This window comes from Terrihalobacillus insolitus (genome assembly GCF_028416575.1).
GTDB classification, from domain to species: domain Bacteria; phylum Bacillota; class Bacilli; order Bacillales; family Amphibacillaceae; genus Terrihalobacillus; species Terrihalobacillus insolitus.
Window position 1 is genome coordinate 62,755 of sequence record NZ_JAMQKB010000002.1, and the last position, 22,285, is coordinate 85,039.

A 22,285-nucleotide genomic window follows, 5' to 3' on the forward strand; every position below is an offset into this window, starting at 1 on the left:
CTATTCCAACACTTTTTGAATGGATTCCATTACACGATCTGCCTGGAATGGTTTCACAATAAAGTCCTTTGCTCCAGCTTGAATCGCATCCACAACCATCGACTGCTGTCCCATGGCCGAGCACATAATTACTTTTGCCTCTGGGTTTATTTTTTTTAATTCCTTTAAAGCCGTTATTCCATCCATTTCTGGCATCGTTATGTCCATGATCACTAAGCAGGGTGATAATTCTTTATATTGATCAATTGCTTGAAGGCCATCTTGTGCCTCCCCGACTACTTCGAATTCATGTTTTAACAAAATATCCTTGAGCATCATACGCATAAATGCCGCATCATCGACAATTAGTACTTTGTTCGCCATAATAACCCCTCGCTTTTTGCTAATTCAAATGTTTCAAACGATCTGATTGGCTTAAAATATCTGTAACACGAACACCGAAATTTTCATCTATTACAACGACTTCCCCTTTCGCTATTAATTTATCATTCACTTTAATATCAACTGGTTCTCCTGCTAGTTTGTCAAGTTCAATGACAGAGCCAGACGATAAATCTAAAATATCTTTAATCGTTCTTTTAGTTTGTCCAAGCTCTACTGTTACTTGAAGTGGTATATCTAATAGCATATTTAGATTTCGTTGTTCACCTTTTGTTACATTCACATTTTCAAAGTTTGAAAATGCTGCAGGATGCATCTGAACGTTTTGATCTACCATATTTGCACCAATGTACCTTGGTTCCTTATCGGTGTTATTAGCCTGATAAGTTTTGTTTGTTTCGTTGGTATGCTTCGTTACAGAAGCTGTTTCTTCTTGATTATCCATCGGGTTGAGCAATTGATCTACGAGTTCCTTAGCAAAATGAACAGGAACGAGCTGCATGATGTTTGAATCAATTAAATTACCTATTTTAATGTTAAAAGAAACCTTAAACAATATTTCTTGAGCTGGAATAACAGCACTTCCATTATCCTCCGTATCCAAAACGCTTATGGAAGGAGGGGAAATAACGATTCGCTTTTTAAATATCGTTGACATACTTGTTGCAGCTGTACCCATCATCTGATTCATTGCTTCCTGTACAGCACTTAAATGAATATCGTCCAGTTGCTCTGCTGGGTTAACGCCGTCCCCCCCAAGCATTAAATCCGCAATAACAGCTGCATCTATTGTTTTGATGACGAGTAGGTTCGTTCCTTTAAATCCTTCTGTATAGTTTACTTGAACACCGACTTGTGGCTGTGGAAATTCATCTTGTAAATTTTCCTTTAAAATAAGAGATGTTTCAGGTGTAGTGATATCCACCTTTTGGTTGAGAAGCTTAGACAGAGTAGTTGCTGAACTACCAAACGAAATATTTCCAATTTCCGCTAATGCATCCTGTTCCAATTCGGATAAATAATGTTCCATTAATGGTTTTTCCGTATGTGGTTGTTCTGAGTTTGGATTTGTACTTTCTTCTGTTTTTTTTAAAAGCGCATCAATTTCGTCTTGTGACAACATGTTATCGTCATTCATCCTTATTCCCCCCTTTAATATCATCGATAACTTGTACGGCAATTTTTTTCTTGCTTTTACCTGGCTGCACATAAAACTTTGGTGCTTCATCGACCATTAACACTAATGGATCGTGAATAGATTGATCAAGCTGGATCACATCATTTTCGCTTAAGTCAAGAAAATCATTGATTTGAATGGAAGCATTTCCCAAAACCGCACTTATCTTTACTTTTGCTGTTTCGATGTTTTTCGTTAAATTATCGTATTCTTCAGGTTTCGTCTCTTTTGATCCAGTTTGCATCCAGTAATGCACAGAGAGTTTTGGAATAATTGATTCAAGCACTACATGTGGAATACAGATGTTAATCATTCCGCTACTTTCTCCGATCGTTGTATTTAAGGATATAACTACAACCGTTTCGTTCGGTGATACCATTTGTAGGAACTGAGGATTGACTTCAAATTCCTCTAGCATAGGGTCAATTTCTGCTAGAGAACTCCATGCTTCTTTTAGATTATCCATCGCTTTTTCAAACAACTGGGACATTAATAGCGTTTCGATTTCTGTAAGGTTCTCAATCTTGTTTACAGTGTTCCCTTTTCCTCCAAGCACTCTGTCCAACATCGCATAAGCAATATTCGGATTGAATTCTAGCAAAATACGCCCATCTAACGGTGGAACACTATAAATATTTAATATCGTCATGTTAGGAATGGAACGTATAAATTCTTCGTAAGGAATTTGGTCTACAGATGCAACTGAAATTTGCGCGTATGTCCGAAGTTGGGTTGAAAAATACGTCGTTAACAGCCTTGCAAAATTTTCGTGAATTCTAGCTAGACCTCGAATTTGATCCTTTGAAAAACGGAGGGCTCGTTTAAAATCATATACTCTTATTTTTTTTGTTTGTTGATCATGTTCTAGTTGGTTTGCATCCATTTCACCTGACGAAAGTGCAGATAGTAATGCGTCGATTTCGTTTTGGGATAATACTTCATCTGCCAACAATGTCACCTCCAGTTCAGGAACAATTACGTTATATAGATAATCAGGAATTCATCACATGATACACGTTTACTTTTATTGCAAAATCTTATCGATCGTATAAACATCAACAATATTTCCGTTTTTCATCAAACCATTCATTTTCGTTGCGAGCATTTGCTCGAGGTCTGTGAGTGAACGATTAAAATCTTCCTCATTTAATTTAACGAGCTCCTTAATTAAAATGTTTTTAAGCTGGAATTCTCGTTTTTCTGCTTCTTCTTTTGCTTTTCTACTATCAGTTACAATTTTGAATTGCAAGCGAACAAAGCTACCATCCTTTAAATCCCCTGTAATCTCAGAAGTTTGATAAGAATTCTCGATCATTTCATCCAGTGTTGGTTCTCCACTAGTCTTTTGTTCCCCAAAAACGTCTAAAACGTAAAGGAGTGCGCCGACTCCCATAACAGTTATCGTGACCAATATTGCGATCATGGTTTTCATTACTTTACGATTCACCGCTGTCACCTGCTTTTTGTTGGATAGCGACGATCCCAACCTGTTTGTAGTAATTTGTCATCAATTGAACGATTTCTCTTTCGGATTCTTTTACGACTAATCTTTTGTTGTTCACTAATGTAATGGTCGTGTCAGGAAAGGATTGAATTTGCTCAATCAACATAGCATTTAATAAAAAAGAATCCCCATTTAAACGTGTGACTGAAATCATATTGGAGGGGGAGCAATGGATTAAACCAGCCCCCCACACCTCCCTTATTTATCGTTTGAGATTAACAAGCTCTTGCAAAATCTCATCAGAAGTCGTGATAATTCTTGTGTTTGCCTGGAAGCCACGCTGTGCCACAATCATTTCCGTGAATTCTTCAGCTAAGTCTACATTTGACATTTCAAGTGCTCCTGAAACTACCGAAGCAGTACCATTTTGTTCTGGAATAACAAGATCATTTACACTATCAAAATTCCCATCATCCGTGAAAACACCTGCATTAATTGTTAGCTGAAATGTATTGGAACCTGATTTTTCGAGTCCACCAGGGTTAGAGAAATTAGCTAGTCTGATCTGTCCTGCATTTTGGACTACCCCTGTTTCATCCACATAGGTGACAGCTCCATTGTTTTGAATACTAAAGCTCGCTGCTTCAGCCGGAATTTGAAGTCTATCCACATTCCCATTATTTTCCCCCAACAAATACTTACCATCTGAATTTACAATATAGCCATCGTTATCCAAGTAAAAATTCCCTGCACGGGTAAAGTTAATCGTTGTTTCTGCTAAGTCTACCCCTTGAGTAGGATCGGGGTTCCCGTTACCATCCAATGGATTCACTAGATTTTGACCGAGTACAAACATGCCATCTCCTTCTAAAGCCAGATCTAACGGCCTGTTCGTCGTTTGCCTGTTTCCTTGTGTTTGGATGTTGTCAACTGACCCTACCTGTGAACCTAACCCTACTTGAGATGGATTTATTCCACCACGTAGTGCATCCCCATTTTGCACTACCGGACCTTCTGCTCCAGATAATGACTGACTCATCATGTCTTGAAAAGTTGTACGTCCCTTTTTAAACCCACTCGTGTTTACATTAGCTATATTATTACCAATCACGTCTAGCTTCGTCTGAAACCCCTTCATTCCCGAAATTCCCGCATACATTGAACGTAGCATATATGAACATTCCTTCCTATTTTAGGTTGAATAAACCACTTTCTGTCATTCAGTGGTTTCGTAGGCTTCCTGTTAAGGTCCAGCCCTTAATCATCTAACAAAATCGTCCCATTAATATTTGTAAAAATTTTACTTGACGCTTCACCTCGATCCAAAGCTGTTACAATTGTTTTGTTTTTTGCACTTACTAATAGGGCAGCATCTTTTGTCACTACTAGAGAATCTGTTATTCCTTTTTGACTCGCTTCATCGATCTTCTTAGAAATTTCCATCCATTGTGTTGAATCAATCTTAATGTTTCGCTCTACTAGTCTTTGTTTCGCATGCTTACTAATCTTTAAATCTTGTACCTCTGCCAAAACATCCGAAAAAGTGGATCCACCTTGCTGTTGAACAGGCTTTGTTTGTTTTGGTAATGGAAATGGCTGTGGGCGTAACTGCTGTATGCGATGATCCATTTACGTCACCCCTTTTTACACTTTGGGCTCACTAACTCTCGTTATACTCTCAACATCTATCTTGTCACCACCATCTAACTCTAGTAATGCAACCCCATCCTTTTGACTCACAGCTACGACGAGACCCTGTTTAGAATCTACTACTTTTCCAGTTTCATCATTTAAAACCGGATAGGTCACTTTCTTACCAATCAGGTTGCTATACTGTAGTACTGGTGAAACAGTCTGGCTTTTTACGAGCTGTTCAATCGAACTAGACATATTCATCGTTTGCTCCAATGAGGAAAAAGTCGTCATTTGAGAAATAAATTCTTTATCATCCATTGGTTTCAAAGGATCCTGGTTCTGTAACTGCGCCATCAAAATTTTCAAAAATTCATCTTTACCAAGCGAAGAACTTGTTGATCCTCTTACTGTTTGATTCGTTAAATAATTAGCAGGATCAATTTTTGTCATGTTTTTATCACCTACACTTTCTCATTCACCAAAATGTCATGAAAGCTTAATTCAGATGGTGTGTTTCCTTGATTTTGTTGTTGGCTCTGCTGTTGCTGTTCATCCTTTGCTGCATCTTTAAATCGTTCTTCTTGTTCAAGACTATATAGATCACCTAGAGAAAGCGGATCCGTCTTTTCAATTACTACTTGTTGCGGTGAAAACATATGTCTTAGCTGTTGCAAATTGCCTTCAAGCATGTCTTTGGCCACCTGTGTCGTAACAGAAATCTTCACGACCATTTCTCCATTTAATTGCGTGAGCTTAACGACCATATCTCCCATATTTACCGGTTTCAATTTAATCGCCAATTGCTCCATTCCATTCTTTTGCAGAAATTTACTTGTCTTCAAAACACGTTGCAGCTCCTGCATTACCTGCTGTTCCTTCGTCTCTTGGTTAGCCGTTTGGTTAACATAGATGACATACTGTTCAAGTTTAGTCATAGGTTGTTGGGTAGGTGTAAGATTGGATTCCTTTATTTGTACGGATTCATCTGCTTTGTACCTTGCTAACGCATTGCTTACCCATTTACTTACGTCTGCGGAGGTTACTTCCGCATTATTTGCATATCTTTGTTGACCAACTAAAGTACTTCTATTCTGGTATGTTTGAATCAACTGGGTCCAGATGGCTTGTTCCTTTTGTGTGCCCTTATTCGTTAACACCTGTGAAGCATTATCGTTTTTACTAGTTTGCTTTGTTACTGCCACCCATTGCTCCAACAAATTTTTAAGTACAGCCGCTTGTTTTTTGGTAGGTGCTTGATCCTCTATGCTTTTTAAGACATTGATTGCCTTATCCCATAAAGCGGATAACAGCATGCCATCGTTTATCAAGTCAGGCTGAACATTTGTCTTTTCAGCCGATTCCATTGGCATCCATTCTTCTAGACTTTGTTCTAATGTCATACCTTGTTCCCCTAATTTCCTTAGTGCAGATTGCAGCTCCTTTACCAACGCGTCACTCATCAAGCCCGTATTTCCTGTTTCACCATCGACATCAGCTAAAAGAGCTCTAAGTTCTTTTAACTGCGCTTTTGAAAATTTTGAAAGTAGTGTTTGAGTACTTATTTCCACTGTTGTTCCTTCTATTGATAAACGATTGGAGCTACTTTTTGTTGGATCAAGTAACTGTTTTATTTGTTCAATTATAGTAGAAACGAGTTGATTGCCATCCGTTACGGTTGCATCTGTTGTATTAGAAGATTCTTTTGCTTGATTCAGAAGCGTAACAAAACGATTCGTAGACGGTGTTTGAACATTACTTTTCTTGGTGAAATCGACTAGTGATGGCGCTTGTTTTATTACCATTCCCGCAGCTTTCATCTTATTATCACCCCCCTTCAATCATTCATCTCTTCACCATTTAATAAGACACTGGCTAATTTAGCCGCTTCCGCTGGTTCCATCGCTGCCAAAACATTCCCACGTTGTTCGGTAGGTAACGTTTCGAGCAATTTGGTCGCGGTCTTAATCTCAAGGTTAAGTAATATTGGGGCAGCAGCTTCAGGATCCATTTCTTTAAACGATGCTGAGAAACTTTGTAGTCGATCATTTGCTTGTTGTTCGGTTAGCTGAAGCTCCTCCTTCTCCTTGATCAGTTTTTCCAATTCCTTATTTAAATCAGCAATTTTCCCGTCCTTTTGCTGTATAGCTAATTCTAATTCGGTAATCGTTTCATTTTTCTTATTCAACTCATTTTCGAGAGAACTTGCTTTTTTCTTTTGTTCCTCTTTGGCCATTTCTTCCTCTGTCACAACCAATTTAGAAACAAATGGTACGTTGTTCACCAATTGTTTTGCCTTATTACCAACGTTTATACCAGCTAATGCAGCAATGATAGTGGCAAGTACAAGGGCAAAAATAAATGGAATAACGACGATGAATAGCCACTGAAATGGACCTGTTGAAGCGTTCGTTTCCTTGTAATTTTTCCCTGCCATATCCTCACCTATTTCCGTTTACATATTGTCGGATCGATATTTCATCCATTTGTTCATTTTCTTGCTTTGTCAGCTTTTGATGATAAACGATAAAATCATTATGGATTAACTGCTCCATTTTTTTTACTTCCATATGTGCATTTGTCAATTTACCTTGCTGTTTTTCCATTTCTGCCCTTGCATTGTTGACAGCAATTTGAACATGTTCTATTTGGTGTTTTAATCGTTCAAGATAGCTATGCTGAAACGTGATCGTTGCAATTGGTGCTGATCCTGAAAGTGTAGAATGGTACTCTCGTTCCGCTTCTTCTTTTTTCTTTAACAAATGAAAAAGCTCCATTCCGATCTCTTCAAAACTGTCAACGGCTTTTTTATACATCTTGTAGGCGTCGGTTTTTTCGTGTTCTCTTACTTGTAAAATTTTTGTGTAGGACGATGTCGCCATTAATCATCACTCCCAAAGGCTAGACTGTGTAGCTCCTTTAAAGAAGCATCCCTTGTTGCTATTTCTTGGACAGATTGCTTTAAAAAATTAATTATTTTAGGGTGGTACCGTATCGATTCATCAACATCTCGCCGTGTCCCTTGTTTATAAGCACCAATCTGTATTAGCTCTACATTCTCTTCATAAGTTGCCAGGAGGGAACGAATTCGCTGTGCCGCATTTATATCGTGGTCAGAAGTAATGTGTGGCATCACTCTACTAATCGATTTAAGAATATTGATAGCGGGAAACTGTCCTTGTTCCGCTAATTTTCGATCCAGAACAAAGTGACCATCAAGAATCCCTCTTACCGTATCTGCAATCGGCTCGTTTAGATCATCACCATCAACTAGCACCGTATAAAAAGCTGTTATGGAACCATATTTACTTGTTCCAGTACGTTCCAGTAGTTTTGGTAAATTCGCAAAAACAGACGGTGTATAACCTTTGGTAGTTGGTGGTTCCCCTGTTGCCAATCCAACCTCTCTTTGAGCCATTGCAACCCTTGTCACGGAATCCATTAGCAAGTTTACTTGGAATCCTAAATCACGAAAGTATTCACTTATTGCTGTTGCAGTATAAGCACCTTTAATCCTCATTAGTGCTGGCTGGTCGGAAGTAGCTACGATAACAATTGATTTCTTTAATCCTTCCTCACCAAGATCCGTTTCGATAAATTCTCGCACTTCTCGGCCGCGTTCACCGATAAGGGCAATAACATTAATATCTGCATTACTGTTTCTTGAGATCATTCCGAGTAATGTACTCTTCCCAACTCCACTACCTGCAAAAATGCCTATTCTTTGGCCTTTCCCAACCGTTAACAACGTGTCGATCGCTCGAACACCCACCTGGATCGCTTCCCTAATGGGTGGTCTTTCTAACGGGTTAGGAGGTGATTGTTCAGTCGGATATGTCGTTAATCCCTTTGGTAGAGCTGAATGATCGAGAGGGTTTCCTAATGAATCAATAACCTTTCCTATTAACCCTCTCCCTACTTTTACTTTAAGCGACTGGCCTGTAGACTCTACGAAACTACCCGCCCCTATTTCCTTCAATGAATCATATGGCATGAGTAGAACCTTCTCATTGTAAAAGCCGACTACTTCACTCAAAATCCGTTTCTTTTTTTGGCCAAGTGTATGAACGTAGCATACATCCCCTACACTCACTTCTGGACCTGTAGACTCGATCATCAGACCAACAACGCGATGGACCTTTCCATACCGTTTGTAGGTATCTATTTGGTCGATGGCATTAAAATACATGTCAAGGTTCACGGGATTCCTCCTGGGATAACTCATTTGCGTGTTCAAACAGTTTTGTCCTTATTTCAATCAATTGACTATCAATACTTGCGTCGATTCTTCCAAAAGAAGACTCAACAATACAACTTCCAATCGGCAAATCTCCATCAGGATACATCATCAGATCTGCCTGTGTACGCAAAATGGTTTGCAGCTCTTCCTTTTGATTTAAAAGGAGCGGATAATCATTCGGATGTGCATAAACGGAAATGTTGTCTTGATCCCGAACTTCCTTTAATACACCCTTCACTATTTCGATAAAATAGTCTGGCTCTTCTTCTAGTTTCATTCTTACTATTTTCGAAGCTGCTTTTAATGCTAAAGCTAAAATCGTTTGTTCACTTTGTTGAAGAATGGTAGCATAATCCTTTTTGGCGAGTTTCAGAACGTCTTGAGCTTCTTTCAAATATTGTTGATATTGTTCTCGGCCTTCTGCTTGTCCTGCCTGTAATCCATCTTGGTAACCTTTGTTTTCTGCTTCTGCTAACATGCTCTTTCTTGATTGTTCTAAAGCATCTTTTCCTTCTTTTATCTCAGACTTTGCCTTAGCAAGAATGTTGGCAGCTTGAGCCTTTGCCTCTTCAACAGCTATGTTTGCAGATGCTAACTTCCTATCAATTTCCTGTTCTATGTCAGTGTCTATAGTTGAATCATCAGGCTTTGGTGCGATGTTTGTGGTAATCGGCTTAATTTCTATAACCTTCGTTTGTAAGTCAGAACGACTATATTTATAAATTCTAGACAATGATATCGTCACCTCCGCCACGAGCAATCACAATTTCTCCTGCTTCCTCGAGTCTGCGAATCGCAGCTACGATTCGAGTCTGTGCTTCCTCAACATCACGCAGTCGAACAGGGCCCATAAATTCCATTTCTTCTTTAAACGTTTCCGCCATTCTTGTTGACATATTTTGAAAGACAATTTCTTTTACTTCTTCACTTGCAACTTTCAGTGATAAGCGAAGATCATCATTTTCAACTTCTCTAATAACACGCTGAATAGCGCGGTTATCGAGGGTAACAATATCTTCAAAGACAAACATTCGTTTCTTAATTTCTTCTGCGAGTTCTGGATCTTGGATTTCAAGCGCATCTAATATGGTTCGTTCGGTACTGCGATCTACACCATTTAAAACTTCCACTACAGCTTGGATACCACCCGTTTTTGTATAGTCTTGAATCAAACTGGAGGATAAGTTTTTTTCTAAAACCTGCTCAACCTGACTAATTATTTCAGGTGAAGTAGGATCCATAATAGCAATCCGTTTCGCTATATCAGCCTGTAACTCCTGTGGAAGATTTGATAGTATCTGACCAGCTTGTTCAGGATCCAGATAGGATAGAACAAGTGCTATCGTTTGTGGATGCTCATTTTGGATGTAATTTAATATTTGAGAAGGATCCGCTTTGCGCGCAAAATCAAATGGTCTCACTTGTAATGTTGATGTCAATCTATTGAGAATATTTGTTGCTTCTTGTTGACCTAAAGCTTTCTCCAAAACTGTTTTTGCATAATTAATACCACCTTGAGTAATGTAGTCCTGTGCAAGGGCGATTTGATGAAATTGGCTCAAGACGTCTTCTTTTTGCGCACCTTCTACCTTTTTTACGGAAGAAATTTCAAGCGTCAGTTTTTCGATTTCTTCCTCTGTCAAATGCTTAAACACCTTCGCAGAAACATCAGGACCTAATGATATAAGTAGTATGGCAGCTTTTTGTCTTCCAGTTAATTCTTCTTTTTGCCTTACCATGTTTATGCCTGCCCCCTAGTCTTCCGCAATCCAGCTTCTAAGAAGCTTAGCAAAATCCTCTGGTTCATCGCTGGCCATTTTTTCAAGTTGTTTGCGACGTAACGAAGATTCTGTTTCTTCACTCTCTTCCATATTCGGAACTGCCATTGGCTGTTGGTCTTCCATTTGCACATCTTCCACTACTCCCTCTTTTTTCCTACGACGAAGTAATGTTCCAACGAGCAGTAGAATGACAAGTAGCAGCCCAGCACCTACTCCATACAACCACTTTGGAATAACTGGTGCTACATTTTGTGGTAACCCTGGTTTACCGTTAAATTCTTGAAATACGATTGACACCTTTTCAGTCGGATTCACATTGCCGTAATCTTTCGCGATTGTAGTGGATACAATAGAGTTTAGTATAGAAGCTATTCCTGCACGGACAGCATCTTCCTCTTCGGCAGACAAATATTGTGTTTCTCCGTTTTCGCCAGTTTGTGATTTTGAATTATCTATTGCTACTTGGATACCTAAATCACGAACTTTATATGGGCTTTCCACTATGTTTTTTTTGATTCTGTTAAATTCATTATTTATCGACTCTTTTACCATTTCATAATCGCCGTTGTTACCATCTCCTGCTGCAGGGTAATTCGGAACATCTTCATCACCTGTTCCAACTTCACCCCCAACTGGTGGATTTCCAGTATATGTTTCTCGAATCGTTTCCACGCTCACTGGAAGTCCTTCCATTTCTTGCTCACTAACTGGCTCAACAATTTCTTCTGTTCGATTTTCTTGGGTGAAATCGATATCTGTTGTCACAGATACCATTACTTTATCTTGTCCGATCATCTGTCCTAACATCTGTTGCACGCGACGCTGTATATCTCTTTCCGTCTCTTTCTTTACATTTTGTTGATACGTGTACATGTCTGTATTACCAAAAGAATTTGTATTTTTTAAATCAAAATACTCAAAATATTGGTTCATGATGACGATATTATCTGTAGGGAGGTTTGGAACAGACTTCGAAACGAGTCGATAAAGAGATTCAATTTGATTACCTTTCGGTTGATAGCCTGTTTCCGTATTAATAACGATCGATGCAGAAGCCTCTTGACTAGCATCACTTACAAAAACAGGGGCTTGCGGCTTGTTGATCATGACTTTGGCGTCCTTGATCCCTTCAATGCTCTTAATTAAATTTGCAAGCTCTGTCTGCATAGCATCCAGTTTAATGACGTCAAATTCATTATCGGTCATCCCCCAAGAGGTGTTTGCACTAAAAAAGGAATAATCAATATTTCCACTATCTGGAATCCCTAGTGTTGCAAGATCGACAAGTAAAGTGTCAACCTGCTCTTCTGGTACAGTAATCGTTTGACCTGCATTTTCTAGCCCGTACTTAATGCCACGGCTGTCTAATTCGGCTTTAATTTGGCCCACTTCTTGGATTGATAAATTATTGTATAATGGCACCATTTTTGAAGTGGCTGCAAGCGTACTGGTCAAACCTATTAAAACAATCAAGGCAATCACTGAACCAAGTAACAGCATTTTCTGTTTCCTTGAACGGTCTGCCCAAAAGACTGTGATTTTCTCTTTATATACTTGTAATCTTTGTTTCATAATTGTCCCCACCAAACCGACATATTTCTATGGATAACGCTATTTGGAAGAAGTTTCATAAACTTCATGCCTATACTTGCATTCTCATGATTTCGTTGTATGCATCGATTGCTTTACGCTGTACTTCGACCGCAGTTTGGAGAGTTATACTTGCTTTTTGTGCGGCAATCATTACATCGTCTAAATCAGTGATCTCTCCTTTTGCAAGAGCTTGTGTTTTTTTGTCTGAGACGACTTGTGCTTCGTTCAATTTTTCGATTGCCCCCTTTAGGCTTTGTGCGAATTCTTGCTGTGCTTTACCAGGAGAAACTTTAGTTGGGGTCATCTTGTCGATGAAATTAGTAGTTTGCATAGCACCTACTTTACCAAGTGAATCCATTTACATATACACCTCACTTCTAATCAGAGACTCGAATTCTATTCTTACTTATTTGCCAATTTCTAATGCTTTTAATAGCATGTTCTTCGAAGCATTTAGTGACGTGACATTAGCTTCATAAGACCTTGTTGCACTCATTAAGTCAACCATCTCTTTTAAAGGGTCCACGTTCGGCATCTGTACGTAACCATCGGCATTAGCGTCAGGGTGACTTGGGTTATACATTAATTTAAATGGTTCATCATCCTCTGTGATTTTTGACACAACAACGCCCTGTCCTGGGGTTGAGGATCGATTGGTGGCCTGTTCTAAGAAAGACCGAAAGCTTTGATCCTTAGGTTCAAAGACGACCATTTTTCTTCGATATGGTTCATATTCTCCATTTTCGTTTACTGTTGCACGTGTTGTCTGCGCGTTCGCAATATTGGAGGATGTTATATCCATTCTTAACCTTTGTGCCGTCAACGCACTTGCGCTAATATTTAATGATTGAAAAATGCTCAACCTTATCTTCCCCCTCTAATGACTGTTTGCAGACTAGAAAATTTTCCATTGATGCGATCTACTAAACTTTGATAATAGATTTGATTTTTTGCAAGTTCCGTCATTTCTTTATCCATATCGACATTGTTTCCATTTTGATTATATGTAGTTGACTGGTTTGTCGTAATTTTAAATGTAGATTCATTCACATTTGAACCAAAAGCAATGTGTTTTGGATTTGTTCGTTTCGCCCGAAAAGTAGAACTCTGTAATGTTTCATTAAGAATCGATTTAAACGCAACTTCCTTCGTTTTGAAATTAGGAGTATCTACGTTGGCAATGTTGTTCGAAATTGTCTTGTTTTTTAAAGAAGCATAATCTAATGACTGTTCCAGCGTTTGTATTGTGTTTCCAAACAACGACATATTTATCCCTCCTTTTTTTCAACCCTCATAAAAAGTCTATTCCTATCGAATATTGTAATTTAATTCATATCATGTGTCTATGGAATTTTGTAGAATATGGCTTTAGTTCCCTTTTCTTTTTACGGATTTTGGGTCTTTCGTATGAACTTTAAACCAGTATATTCCACGCAGGCTAAAATTGTCGTCTTATTGTTTTAATTGTCACTTGTTGCTATTATCACACATTAATGAATCAATGGAAATACTTATTTTGAATGTAAAATTATAGAATGAACAACTAGACGAAAAGATAGAGGATCCATCGAAAAAAAAATGAAAACAATAAAAAACCTTATTCTGCTTTTACAGAATAAGGTTTTTTATTTAACTAATTTTTCATTTTTTGAAGCTCAACAAGGAACTTATTATTTAGCACTTTGATATATGTTCCTTTCATTCCTAATGAACGGGATTCAATCACACCTGCACTTTCAAGTTTCCTCAATGCATTTACGATAACGGAACGTGTTATTCCTACCCGATCGGCAATCTTACTTGCAACAAGTAGTCCCTCATTACCATCGAGTTCTTCAAAAATGTGTTCAATCGCCTCTAACTCACTAAAAGAAAGAGAGCTAATGGCCATTTGAACAACCGCCTTACTTCTTGCTTCTATTTCAATTTCCTCGGCTTTTTCGTGTAGAATTTCCATGCCAACAACAGTAGCACCATATTCCGCAAGTAGCAAATCATCGTTGTCAAAGCTTGCAGACAGTCTGCTTAATATTAATGTCCCTAAGCGTTCGCCCCCACCAATAATTGGCACAATCGTTGTCAGGCCATTTTTAAACAAGTCGGGATTTTCAGATGGAAATGCTGTATATTTGCTGTCGATATCAATATTCGGTGTTGTTTCTTGTATACCAAACAAGCTTTGTGTATATTCTTCTGGAAATTGTCTCTCCTCTAACATAGTCTTCATTCGGTCATTCTCAATCTGTTGATTAATCGCAAATCCGAGCAGCTTTCCTCTTCTACTTAAAATAAAAATGTTCGCAGTAATGACATCACGCAGTGTTGCAGACATATCATTAAAATTCACGGACTTTCCTGTTGTTTTTTGCAACATTGCATTCAGTTTCCTTGTTTTGTCTAGTAATTCCATGTTATCCTCCAATTTCCCTATAGAGAGCTTCTATAGTATATATTGACTTAAATCTTTATTTTTAGCAATTGAACTTAATTTGTCATTGACATAGTGTTTCGTGATTTCAATCGTTTCCATCGTTATGTCTGGAGCTTCAAATGACAATTCCTCTAGTAGTTTTTCCAATATGGTGTGTAGTCGCCTAGCACCAATGTTGTCTGTGTCTTGGTTAACCTCGTATGCAATTTCTGCAATCCTCGTTACAGCGTCATCTGTAAATGTAACATTTATACCTTCTGTACCTAATAATGCTTGGTATTGTTTAAGAAGCGCGTTAGACGGCTCAACTAGAATCTTCTTAAAATCTTCAACTGATAATTTGTCAAATTCAACCCTGATCGGAAAACGACCTTGCAGTTCTGGTATCAAATCTGACGGCTTTGCCATGTGGAAAGCACCTGCAGCCACAAACAAAACATGATCGGTTTTGACGGGGCCATGTTTGGTCACTACCGTCGATCCTTCAACAATCGGCAGTATGTCTCGTTGAACACCTTCTCGGGATACGTTTGCAGATTGGTCCCCTTTTCCAGCCACTTTGTCTATTTCATCAATAAAGATGATGCCAGCCTGTTCTGCTTTTTGAATAGCTTCTAGCGTCACTTCATCCATATCGATTAATTTTTGTGCCTCTTGCTGAGTCAATACCCTCCTTGCTTCAGAAACAGGTAATTTTCTTTTCTTTTTCTTTTTAGGCATAAACTGACTAAATGCATCTTGCATGTTCATTCCCATTTGCTCCATGCCTGAGCCTTGGAGCATGTCAAACATAGAAGGAGATTGCTCTTCAATGTCAATGCTTACCATTGTATCCTCTAATTCGCCTAGTGCAAGTTTGTGCTCAACTCGTTTTCTTTTATTTTCAATGTCTTGACTTTCATCGGGTTGCTCTTCTTGATCAGGATCATCCGCCTGTTGTGCGGAAAATATCATTTCAAGAGGATTTTTAAAGTTTGATTGTTTTTTAACCTTTGGAACAAGTAGTTTTACCAATTCCTTATTTGCAAGCTGTTCCGCTTTATCCTGCACGCCTTTCATCTTATCTTCTTTTACAATGCGTACCGACATTTCAACAAGATCTCGAACCATCGATTCCACATCTCGTCCTACATAGCCTACTTCTGTAAACTTTGTCGCTTCAACCTTTACAAAAGGGGCACCAACAAGTCTTGCGAGTCGTCTTGCCACTTCTGTTTTTCCGACACCTGTTGGCCCTATCATCAAAATATTTTTCGGAACAATTTCATCTTTCAATTTATTATCTAAATGCATTCGACGATATCGATTTCTTAATGCAACAGCTACAGATTTTTTTGCGTTTTTCTGGCCAATAATATATTGATCCAATTGCTCAACAATCTGCTTCGGCGTATAATTTATCGCCATTTTGTTTTCTGCCTCCTTATCATTCCAGTACTTCTAGCGTAATTTGGTCGTTCGTAAACACACATATTTCACCAGCTATTTCAAGGGATGCCTGTGCAATTTCCTTCGCTGAAAGCTCCTTTGCATACCCTCTTAGCGCTCGACCTGCACTCAATGCATAATTCCCACCTGAACCAATCGCCAAAATACCATCATCTGGTTCGATGACCTCACCTGTACCAGAAACGAGAAACATCTGCTCTTTATTCATTACAATTAACATTGCTTCCAGTCTGCGTAGCACTTTGTCACTTCTCCATTCCTTCGCTAGTTCAACAGCCGCTCTTGCAAGGTTACCGTTATATGTTTCTAGTTTTCCCTCAAATTTTTCAAATAGTGTAAAAGCGTCCGCCACTGAACCAGCAAAACCTGCTAATACCTTTCCTTTATATAACGTACGAACCTTACGTGCTTTATGTTTCATCACAACTGCATTTCCTAATGTCACTTGGCCATCTCCACTCATAGCACTTTGGCCATTATGCTGAATAGCAAATATAGTCGTTGCGTGAAAATCATGATTCATCGTCAGATTCCACCTCTTTCATTGTTTCCTTTTTGTCAGCTCTAGGATGGCTTCCCATATATATTGTACGTAAACGGTCTTTCGTCACATGTGTATAAATTTGTGTAGAAGACAGATGTTCGTGTCCAAGTAATTCTTGAACCGCCCGCAGATCCGCTCCATTGTTTAACAAATGAGTTGCAAAGGTATGTCGAAGCTTATGTGGATGTAAATCGATTGTAAGGGCTGCTTTGTTTACTATTTTATCCAAAATAAATCGAATTCCTCGAGTTGTTAATGGGTTGCCATGTGCGTTCAAAAAAACTACTTCTGTCTTGTTGTTGGCTTTTTTTAACATTTCGGTTCTACCATTTTTTATGTATTCCTGTAGAGCACTTTCGGCAAATTGACCAAACGGAACATACCGCTCTTTTCTCCCTTTTCCATGCACCAGCATCGTACCCATATAAAAATCGATATCTGAAAGTGTTACGTTCACACATTCACTGACCCGTATACCAGTAGCATATAATGTTTCAAGGATGGCTTGATCCCGCTGCCCTAAACTAGTGGATACATCACTTACAGTAAAGAGTTTTTCTAATTCCTTTTCATATACAAAATCAGGGATTGGGTGATCTGCTTTTGGAAGCGATACACGAAGAAATGGGTTACCAGATAATTTTCCTTCTCGCTCCATAAATTTATAAAAACTTCTCGTACTAGAAATCTTTCTTGCGATCGTTCGTTTCGTCAGCTGTTGATCATATAGTGTAGTCAAAAACAACCGAACTGTATGATAATCTACATCTTCAAGTGCTGAAATCCCTTCCAATTCTAAAAAGTGTTGAAAGGATTTCAGATCATTCAGATAATAGCGAACAGTATACGGAGACGCATTTTTTTCGATTTGTAGATACTCCATAAATGCTTTGTTCTCTTTTTCAAAAATTCCCCTCACCCCTCAAGGCGTATAAATAGTAACATACATAACGAATGAAGTGCAATAAAGTTAACACAATTGTAACAAAATTCTGAATTGCGCTTTACATCGCTCCATTATATCGTATCCTATTTTGATCTATTTAAAACTAAAAATTAGAATTTTTTTTACTCTTTAGCTAAAATGCCCTTTTTATTGTTATCTGTCAAGTAAATGAGCTTGCCAAAGCATAATTATAGCTTTACATGAAAAGACTGTCAATCAATTGAATTTATTTTTAAATCCGTGAACATCCTCTTTTAAGTGAATCTTTCAATAAGAAGTGACCCAACTTTTATCTAAAGAGGAACTTTCGTGTTTGAAAAACCTACATGTAAAAGTAAAAAACTACTTGAATGTTTTCAAGTAGTTTTTTTATAGTGATCCTAATTATCCTGCTTATCTTCTTTATAATCACAATTTGTACATTGTACTTGTGTACCTTTTTTTGATTTCTTTTCCACTAACAACGAATCACATTTCGGACAAGGCCTTGTAATTGGTTTATCCCATGAGATAAATTCACAATCCGGATATCGATCACAGCCATAGAAAGTTCTATTTTTTTTAGACTTTCTTTCTACTACATTTCCCTTTTCACATGTCGGACATGTTACACCAATCTCTTTTAATATCGGCTTGGTGTTTCTACAATCAGGGAAATTAGAGCATGCCATGAATTTCCCGTACCTTCCCATTTTGTAAACCATATCATGGCCACATTCCTCACAGGACTCTCCAGCTGGTTCGTCTTTTATTTCAACCTTTTCCATTTCTTTTTCTGCTATTTCTAATCGCTTATCAAAGCCTTGGTAAAATTCATCAATGAGTTTCACCCATTCTATTTTCCCTTCTTCAACCGCATCAAGATCCTTTTCCATTTTTACAGTGAAGTCAACGTCAACGATCTCCGGGAAAAATTCCTCGACTAATTCAATAACGATTAGACCTAGTTCGGTCGGTACGAACCTTCGATTATCTAACGTTACATAGCCCCTCCGCTGAATCGTGTCAAGAGTTGGGGCGTATGTAGATGGCCGACCAATCCCTTGCTCCTCCATCGCCTTAACCAGTCTTGCTTCGGTATAGCGAGGAGGTGGCTGAGTAAAATGTTGATTTGGTTCAATACTTTTGGCTTCAACCTTTGTTCCTTCCTGTAAATCTGGCAGTAATTTATCTTCTTCTTTTTTATTGTCATCGTTTCCTTCAATGTAAATTTTCATAAATCCTTTAAACTTCACCTTTGAACCAGTTGCTCGAAACTCCACTCCTTCATTCATAAGGTGAACGGTCATTGTATCCATAATTGCAGGTGCCATTTGACTTGCAACAAATCGATCCCAAATCAGTTTATATAAGCGATATTGGTCACGAGATAAAATACTTTTGATCGATTTAGGGTCACGACTTACCGAAGTGGGGCGGATGGCTTCGTGTGCATCTTGAGCACCCTCTGCATTTTTCCGCTTTTTATTCTCCCCTAGAAATTCTTTACCGAAATTCTCTTCCACATATTGGGCAGTATCTTTTTGTGCTGTTTCGGATATACGTGTAGAATCGGTTCTCATATAGGTTATAAGACCTGTTATGCCTTCCTTTTTACCTAAGTCGATCCCTTCATATAGCTGCTGTGCTACCATCATTGTCTTTCTTGCGCGGAAGTTTAGTTTCCTCGCAGCTTCTTGTTGAATAGAGGATGTTGTAAACGGCGGAGATGGATTCCGTTTACGTTCTCGTTTGTTTACTTTTTCAACAACAAATTTTTTCCCTTTAAGTTTGGAAAGGGTTTTTTCTACTTCTTCCTTATTACCAAGTGCTTTTTTCTCCCCATCATATCCGTAGAAGACACCTTCAAATTCTTCTTTTCCTTTTAAAAAGTTCGCTTCGATTGACCAATATTCTTCGGGTTTAAATTGTTCAATTTCTTTTTCCCTATCACTAATCATTTTAACTGCAACAGATTGAACCCTACCAGCACTAAGGCCTTTTTTTACTTTCTTCCAAAGTAATGGACTAATATTGTAACCTACTAATCGGTCTAAGATCCTTCTCGCTTGTTGTGCATCAACTAAATCCATATCAATTGATCTTGGGTGCTTAAAAGATTCTTTGATCGCTTCCTTTGTAATTTCGTTGAAAACGACTCGACACCCTGAGTTCTCATCGATATTTAAACTGTGGGCTAGATGCCAAGCAATCGCCTCACCCTCTCTGTCGGGGTCTGCTGCAAGATATACCTTTTTCACTTTTTTTGCGGCACTTTTTAATTCTTTTAAAACGGGACCCTTGCCGCGAATCGTAATATATTTCGGGTTAAACTCTTCCTCCACGTCAACACCCATTTGACTTTTAGGCAAGTCTCTCACATGTCCCATCGATGCTTTTACTTTATATTTTTTTCCTAAATATCGCTCAATTGTTTTCGCTTTAGCTGGAGATTCTACAATTACTAGATAGTCTGCCATGTTTTTTCCTCCCAGGAGGTACTTTTCTATTTTTATTAAATTGATTTCTTCATTGTTCGCGCACATTGTTTACTATAGCCTAAATTTTGATAAATGAATCGACGGTAAATCTTCCCTGATAGTAAATACTTTTTTAAGGTTTGTCAAACATCATTCTTTTATTACGTCATAAACAGGGCATCATTTTCTTCGTTATCCGACAATATCCGACTCCATTTGTCCTGTAAATCGTTCCAATCGCTTATTATTTCATGGGTATTTTGAACTAATTTAGCACCATCTAAAATCATTTTATGACAACCACTAGATTGAGGCGACAAAATCGATCCTGGAACAGCATATGCTTCTCTGCCTTGCTCCAATGCTTGATCAACTGTTATCAATGAGCCGCTTTTATCTTTTGCCTCGACAACCAATGTCCCAAAGCTTAGTCCACTTATAATTCGATTTCTTTCGGGAAAATGAAATTTTTGAGGAGGAACATGTGGTGCATATTCGGAGAGAACGAGTTGGGTTGAAGCAAGTTGCTGAAAGAGACCTTGGTGTCCCTTCGGATAAATGTGCTCAAAACCACCTCCTAAAACAGCAATCGTCCTGCCTGAATAGCTCATCGTAATCCGATGTGCCAAACCATCAATCCCCATTGCCATTCCACTTACAATTGTGAACCCATATTCAATTAATGGTTTTAATAAAAATGTCATTTTTTGCATCGCTTCTTTAGTCGGATTTCTTGTTCCGACCACACTTAATGATGGATGTGACTGCAAGATACTGACATCTCCCGTCGCATAAAGTACAAACGGAGGATCGATAATGGTGCGTAATATTTTCGGATATTGTTCATCAAATAGCGTAATAATCTTGTAGGTTTTCATGTCCTGGAAAATGGTTGATAACAGTTGTTTGTCATGGAGGTCTTGATACAATTGAGTAGCTCTAGAACTGGGAAGGGAAAAGTTGTGCGTAAATGAAGAAATGGGCCAATGATAGAGATGCTCAAGAGTTGGATCTTTTTTTAATATCCTTCTAATCAAAGGTCTAGTTGCACCTCTTGCACGATGCAGGTGGATAAGTCTTATTCTTTTATTCATATGATCACTCTTTCGATAGAATATAGGATGGAAACAAAAGGATAGTGGGGGCAATAGAGGATGAAGAGGTTGTTCAAAACTGTGCCGCCTCGATCTGCTTGCTTCTAATTTGCCGACTTTTTGAACACGCACTTGAAGGAGAAAATAGGCTGACCCAAAAAGCCAGCCTATTCAAATAACTATTCATTAGTGTGTTTTACACTTGTCATATAAACCATTATCTTTTAGCACATTTATTAAGGTATCTCCCATTACGGCTGGAGTTTCTGCAATCTCAATTCCACAGCTATTCATCACTTTAATTTTTTCATCAGCTGTACCTTTTCCACCAGATATAATGGCTCCAGCGTGCCCCATACGTTTTCCTGGAGGTGCAGTAGCTCCGCCAATAAACCCTACAACTGGTTTCGTCATGTTCGCTTTTACCCACTCTGCTGCTTCTTCCTCTGCGGTTCCACCGATTTCACCGATCATCATAACAGCATGTGTATCTGGGTCATCGTTAAATGCCTTCAGTACGTCAATAAAGTCGGTGCCATTAACTGGGTCACCACCGATACCAACTGCAGTAGATTGACCAAAGCCTTGCTCAGAAAGCTGATGTACAGCTTCATACGTAAGTGTACCAGAGCGTGACACAACACCGACATGACCTTTTTTATGAATGTATCCAGGCATAATGCCGATCTTGCACTCTTCTGGAGTAATTACACCAGGACAATTCGGGCCAACAAGACGGGTCTTTTTGCCTTCCATATAGCGTTTTACCTTCACCATATCCATTACAGGGATATGCTCTGTTATACAAATAACAAGATCTAATTCAGCATCCACCGCCTCTAAAATAGCGTCTGCTGCAAAAGGTGCTGGAACGTAAATAACCGATGCATTTGCTCCTGTTTCATCTACCGCATCCTTTACGGTATTAAATACTGGTACACCTTCTACTTCTGTTCCGCCTTTTTTTGGTGTGACACCACCAACTATTTTCGTTCCATACTCAAGCATTTGTTTTGTATGAAAAAGTGCTGTTGAACCTGTAATACCTTGAACAATCACTTTTGTATCTTTATTTACAAATACACTCATTTTCGTCCGTCCTTTCTATATAATT

25 protein-coding genes are annotated in these 22,285 nt (G+C 38.5%); all 25 read right to left on the bottom strand.

Going from position 1 to position 22,285, the window contains the following annotated elements; genetic code table 11:
• On the bottom strand, positions 1-363 hold the full coding sequence (locus tag NC797_RS03470) for a response regulator (RefSeq protein WP_272435299.1): 363 nt from the start codon (positions 361-363) through the stop codon (positions 1-3).
• Between the two features lie 19 nt (positions 364-382).
• Positions 383-1,519 (bottom strand): flagellar motor switch phosphatase FliY, encoded by a 1,137-nt coding sequence (gene fliY, locus NC797_RS03475; RefSeq protein ID WP_272435300.1) that lies wholly within the window; start codon positions 1,517-1,519, stop codon positions 383-385.
• Positions 1,512-2,507 (bottom strand): flagellar motor switch protein FliM, encoded by a 996-nt coding sequence (gene fliM / locus NC797_RS03480; RefSeq protein WP_272435301.1) that lies wholly within the window; start codon positions 2,505-2,507, stop codon positions 1,512-1,514. The genes fliY and fliM overlap by 8 nt, the downstream gene beginning before the upstream one ends.
• 75 nt (positions 2,508-2,582) lie before the next feature.
• Complete coding sequence (gene fliL, locus NC797_RS03485; protein ID WP_272435302.1) at positions 2,583-3,005, bottom strand: flagellar basal body-associated protein FliL; 423 nt, start codon at positions 3,003-3,005, stop codon at positions 2,583-2,585.
• Entirely contained in the window at positions 2,995-3,216 is a 222-nt protein-coding gene (locus NC797_RS03490) for a flagellar FlbD family protein (RefSeq protein WP_272435303.1), read from the bottom strand. Before NC797_RS03490 ends, fliL begins: the two co-directional genes overlap by 11 nt.
• 48 nt (positions 3,217-3,264) lie before the next feature.
• The gene (gene flgG / locus NC797_RS03495) at positions 3,265-4,173 is read right to left on the bottom strand and encodes a flagellar basal body rod protein FlgG (protein ID WP_272435304.1); all 909 of its coding nucleotides are present in this window, start codon (positions 4,171-4,173) and stop codon (positions 3,265-3,267) included.
• An 86-nt stretch (positions 4,174-4,259) separates the two neighbouring features.
• Positions 4,260-4,631 carry a TIGR02530 family flagellar biosynthesis protein gene (locus tag NC797_RS03500; RefSeq protein WP_272435305.1) on the bottom strand — a complete coding sequence of 124 codons (372 nt, stop codon included), beginning with the start codon at positions 4,629-4,631 and terminating at the stop codon, positions 4,260-4,262.
• Between the two features lie 15 nt (positions 4,632-4,646).
• Positions 4,647-5,087, bottom strand: coding sequence for a flagellar hook assembly protein FlgD (flgD, locus tag NC797_RS03505; protein ID WP_272435306.1), 441 nt, complete (start codon positions 5,085-5,087; stop codon positions 4,647-4,649).
• Between the two features lie 11 nt (positions 5,088-5,098).
• Positions 5,099-6,454: a flagellar hook-length control protein FliK gene (locus NC797_RS03510; protein ID WP_272435308.1), complete on the bottom strand. Its 1,356-nt coding sequence runs from the start codon at positions 6,452-6,454 to the stop codon at positions 5,099-5,101.
• A gap of 17 nt (positions 6,455-6,471) precedes the next feature.
• A complete protein-coding gene (locus NC797_RS03515; RefSeq protein WP_272435309.1) occupies positions 6,472-7,071 on the bottom strand; it encodes a MotE family protein in 600 nt (199 codons plus the stop codon).
• A 4-nt stretch (positions 7,072-7,075) separates the two neighbouring features.
• Positions 7,076-7,516 carry a flagellar export protein FliJ gene (fliJ, locus tag NC797_RS03520; protein WP_272435310.1) on the bottom strand — a complete coding sequence of 147 codons (441 nt, stop codon included), beginning with the start codon at positions 7,514-7,516 and terminating at the stop codon, positions 7,076-7,078.
• The gene (gene fliI, locus NC797_RS03525; RefSeq protein WP_417168679.1) at positions 7,516-8,835 is read right to left on the bottom strand and encodes a flagellar protein export ATPase FliI; all 1,320 of its coding nucleotides are present in this window, start codon (positions 8,833-8,835) and stop codon (positions 7,516-7,518) included. The genes fliJ and fliI overlap by 1 nt, the downstream gene beginning before the upstream one ends.
• Positions 8,825-9,607, bottom strand: coding sequence for a flagellar assembly protein FliH (gene fliH / locus NC797_RS03530; RefSeq protein ID WP_272435311.1), 783 nt, complete (start codon positions 9,605-9,607; stop codon positions 8,825-8,827). Before fliH ends, fliI begins: the two co-directional genes overlap by 11 nt.
• Positions 9,600-10,613, bottom strand: coding sequence for a flagellar motor switch protein FliG (fliG, locus tag NC797_RS03535; RefSeq protein ID WP_272435312.1), 1,014 nt, complete (start codon positions 10,611-10,613; stop codon positions 9,600-9,602). Before fliG ends, fliH begins: the two co-directional genes overlap by 8 nt.
• Positions 10,614-10,628: 15 nt before the next feature.
• The gene (fliF, locus tag NC797_RS03540; RefSeq protein WP_272435313.1) at positions 10,629-12,227 is read right to left on the bottom strand and encodes a flagellar basal-body MS-ring/collar protein FliF; all 1,599 of its coding nucleotides are present in this window, start codon (positions 12,225-12,227) and stop codon (positions 10,629-10,631) included.
• 70 nt (positions 12,228-12,297) lie between these two features.
• The gene (gene fliE / locus NC797_RS03545; protein ID WP_272435604.1) at positions 12,298-12,579 is read right to left on the bottom strand and encodes a flagellar hook-basal body complex protein FliE; all 282 of its coding nucleotides are present in this window, start codon (positions 12,577-12,579) and stop codon (positions 12,298-12,300) included.
• 75 nt (positions 12,580-12,654) lie between these two features.
• Positions 12,655-13,110, bottom strand: coding sequence for a flagellar basal body rod protein FlgC (gene flgC / locus NC797_RS03550; RefSeq protein ID WP_272435314.1), 456 nt, complete (start codon positions 13,108-13,110; stop codon positions 12,655-12,657).
• Positions 13,111-13,112: 2 nt separating this feature from the next.
• On the bottom strand, positions 13,113-13,514 hold the full coding sequence (gene flgB, locus NC797_RS03555) for a flagellar basal body rod protein FlgB (RefSeq protein ID WP_272435315.1): 402 nt from the start codon (positions 13,512-13,514) through the stop codon (positions 13,113-13,115).
• Positions 13,515-13,881: 367 nt separating this feature from the next.
• Positions 13,882-14,658, bottom strand: coding sequence for a GTP-sensing pleiotropic transcriptional regulator CodY (gene codY, locus NC797_RS03560; protein ID WP_272435316.1), 777 nt, complete (start codon positions 14,656-14,658; stop codon positions 13,882-13,884).
• 30 nt (positions 14,659-14,688) lie between these two features.
• Positions 14,689-16,086 (bottom strand): HslU--HslV peptidase ATPase subunit, encoded by a 1,398-nt coding sequence (gene hslU / locus NC797_RS03565; RefSeq protein WP_272435318.1) that lies wholly within the window; start codon positions 16,084-16,086, stop codon positions 14,689-14,691.
• Between the two features lie 19 nt (positions 16,087-16,105).
• The gene (hslV, locus tag NC797_RS03570; protein ID WP_272435319.1) at positions 16,106-16,651 is read right to left on the bottom strand and encodes an ATP-dependent protease subunit HslV; all 546 of its coding nucleotides are present in this window, start codon (positions 16,649-16,651) and stop codon (positions 16,106-16,108) included.
• Complete coding sequence (gene xerC, locus NC797_RS03575; protein ID WP_272435320.1) at positions 16,641-17,555, bottom strand: tyrosine recombinase XerC; 915 nt, start codon at positions 17,553-17,555, stop codon at positions 16,641-16,643. The genes hslV and xerC overlap by 11 nt, the downstream gene beginning before the upstream one ends.
• A gap of 443 nt (positions 17,556-17,998) precedes the next feature.
• Positions 17,999-20,077, bottom strand: coding sequence for a type I DNA topoisomerase (topA, locus tag NC797_RS03580; protein ID WP_272435321.1), 2,079 nt, complete (start codon positions 20,075-20,077; stop codon positions 17,999-18,001).
• Between the two features lie 161 nt (positions 20,078-20,238).
• A complete protein-coding gene (gene dprA, locus NC797_RS03585; RefSeq protein ID WP_272435322.1) occupies positions 20,239-21,171 on the bottom strand; it encodes a DNA-processing protein DprA in 933 nt (310 codons plus the stop codon).
• 186 nt (positions 21,172-21,357) lie between these two features.
• Complete coding sequence (gene sucD, locus NC797_RS03590) at positions 21,358-22,260, bottom strand: succinate--CoA ligase subunit alpha (protein ID WP_272435323.1); 903 nt, start codon at positions 22,258-22,260, stop codon at positions 21,358-21,360.
• Positions 22,261-22,285: the final 25 nt, after the last annotated feature.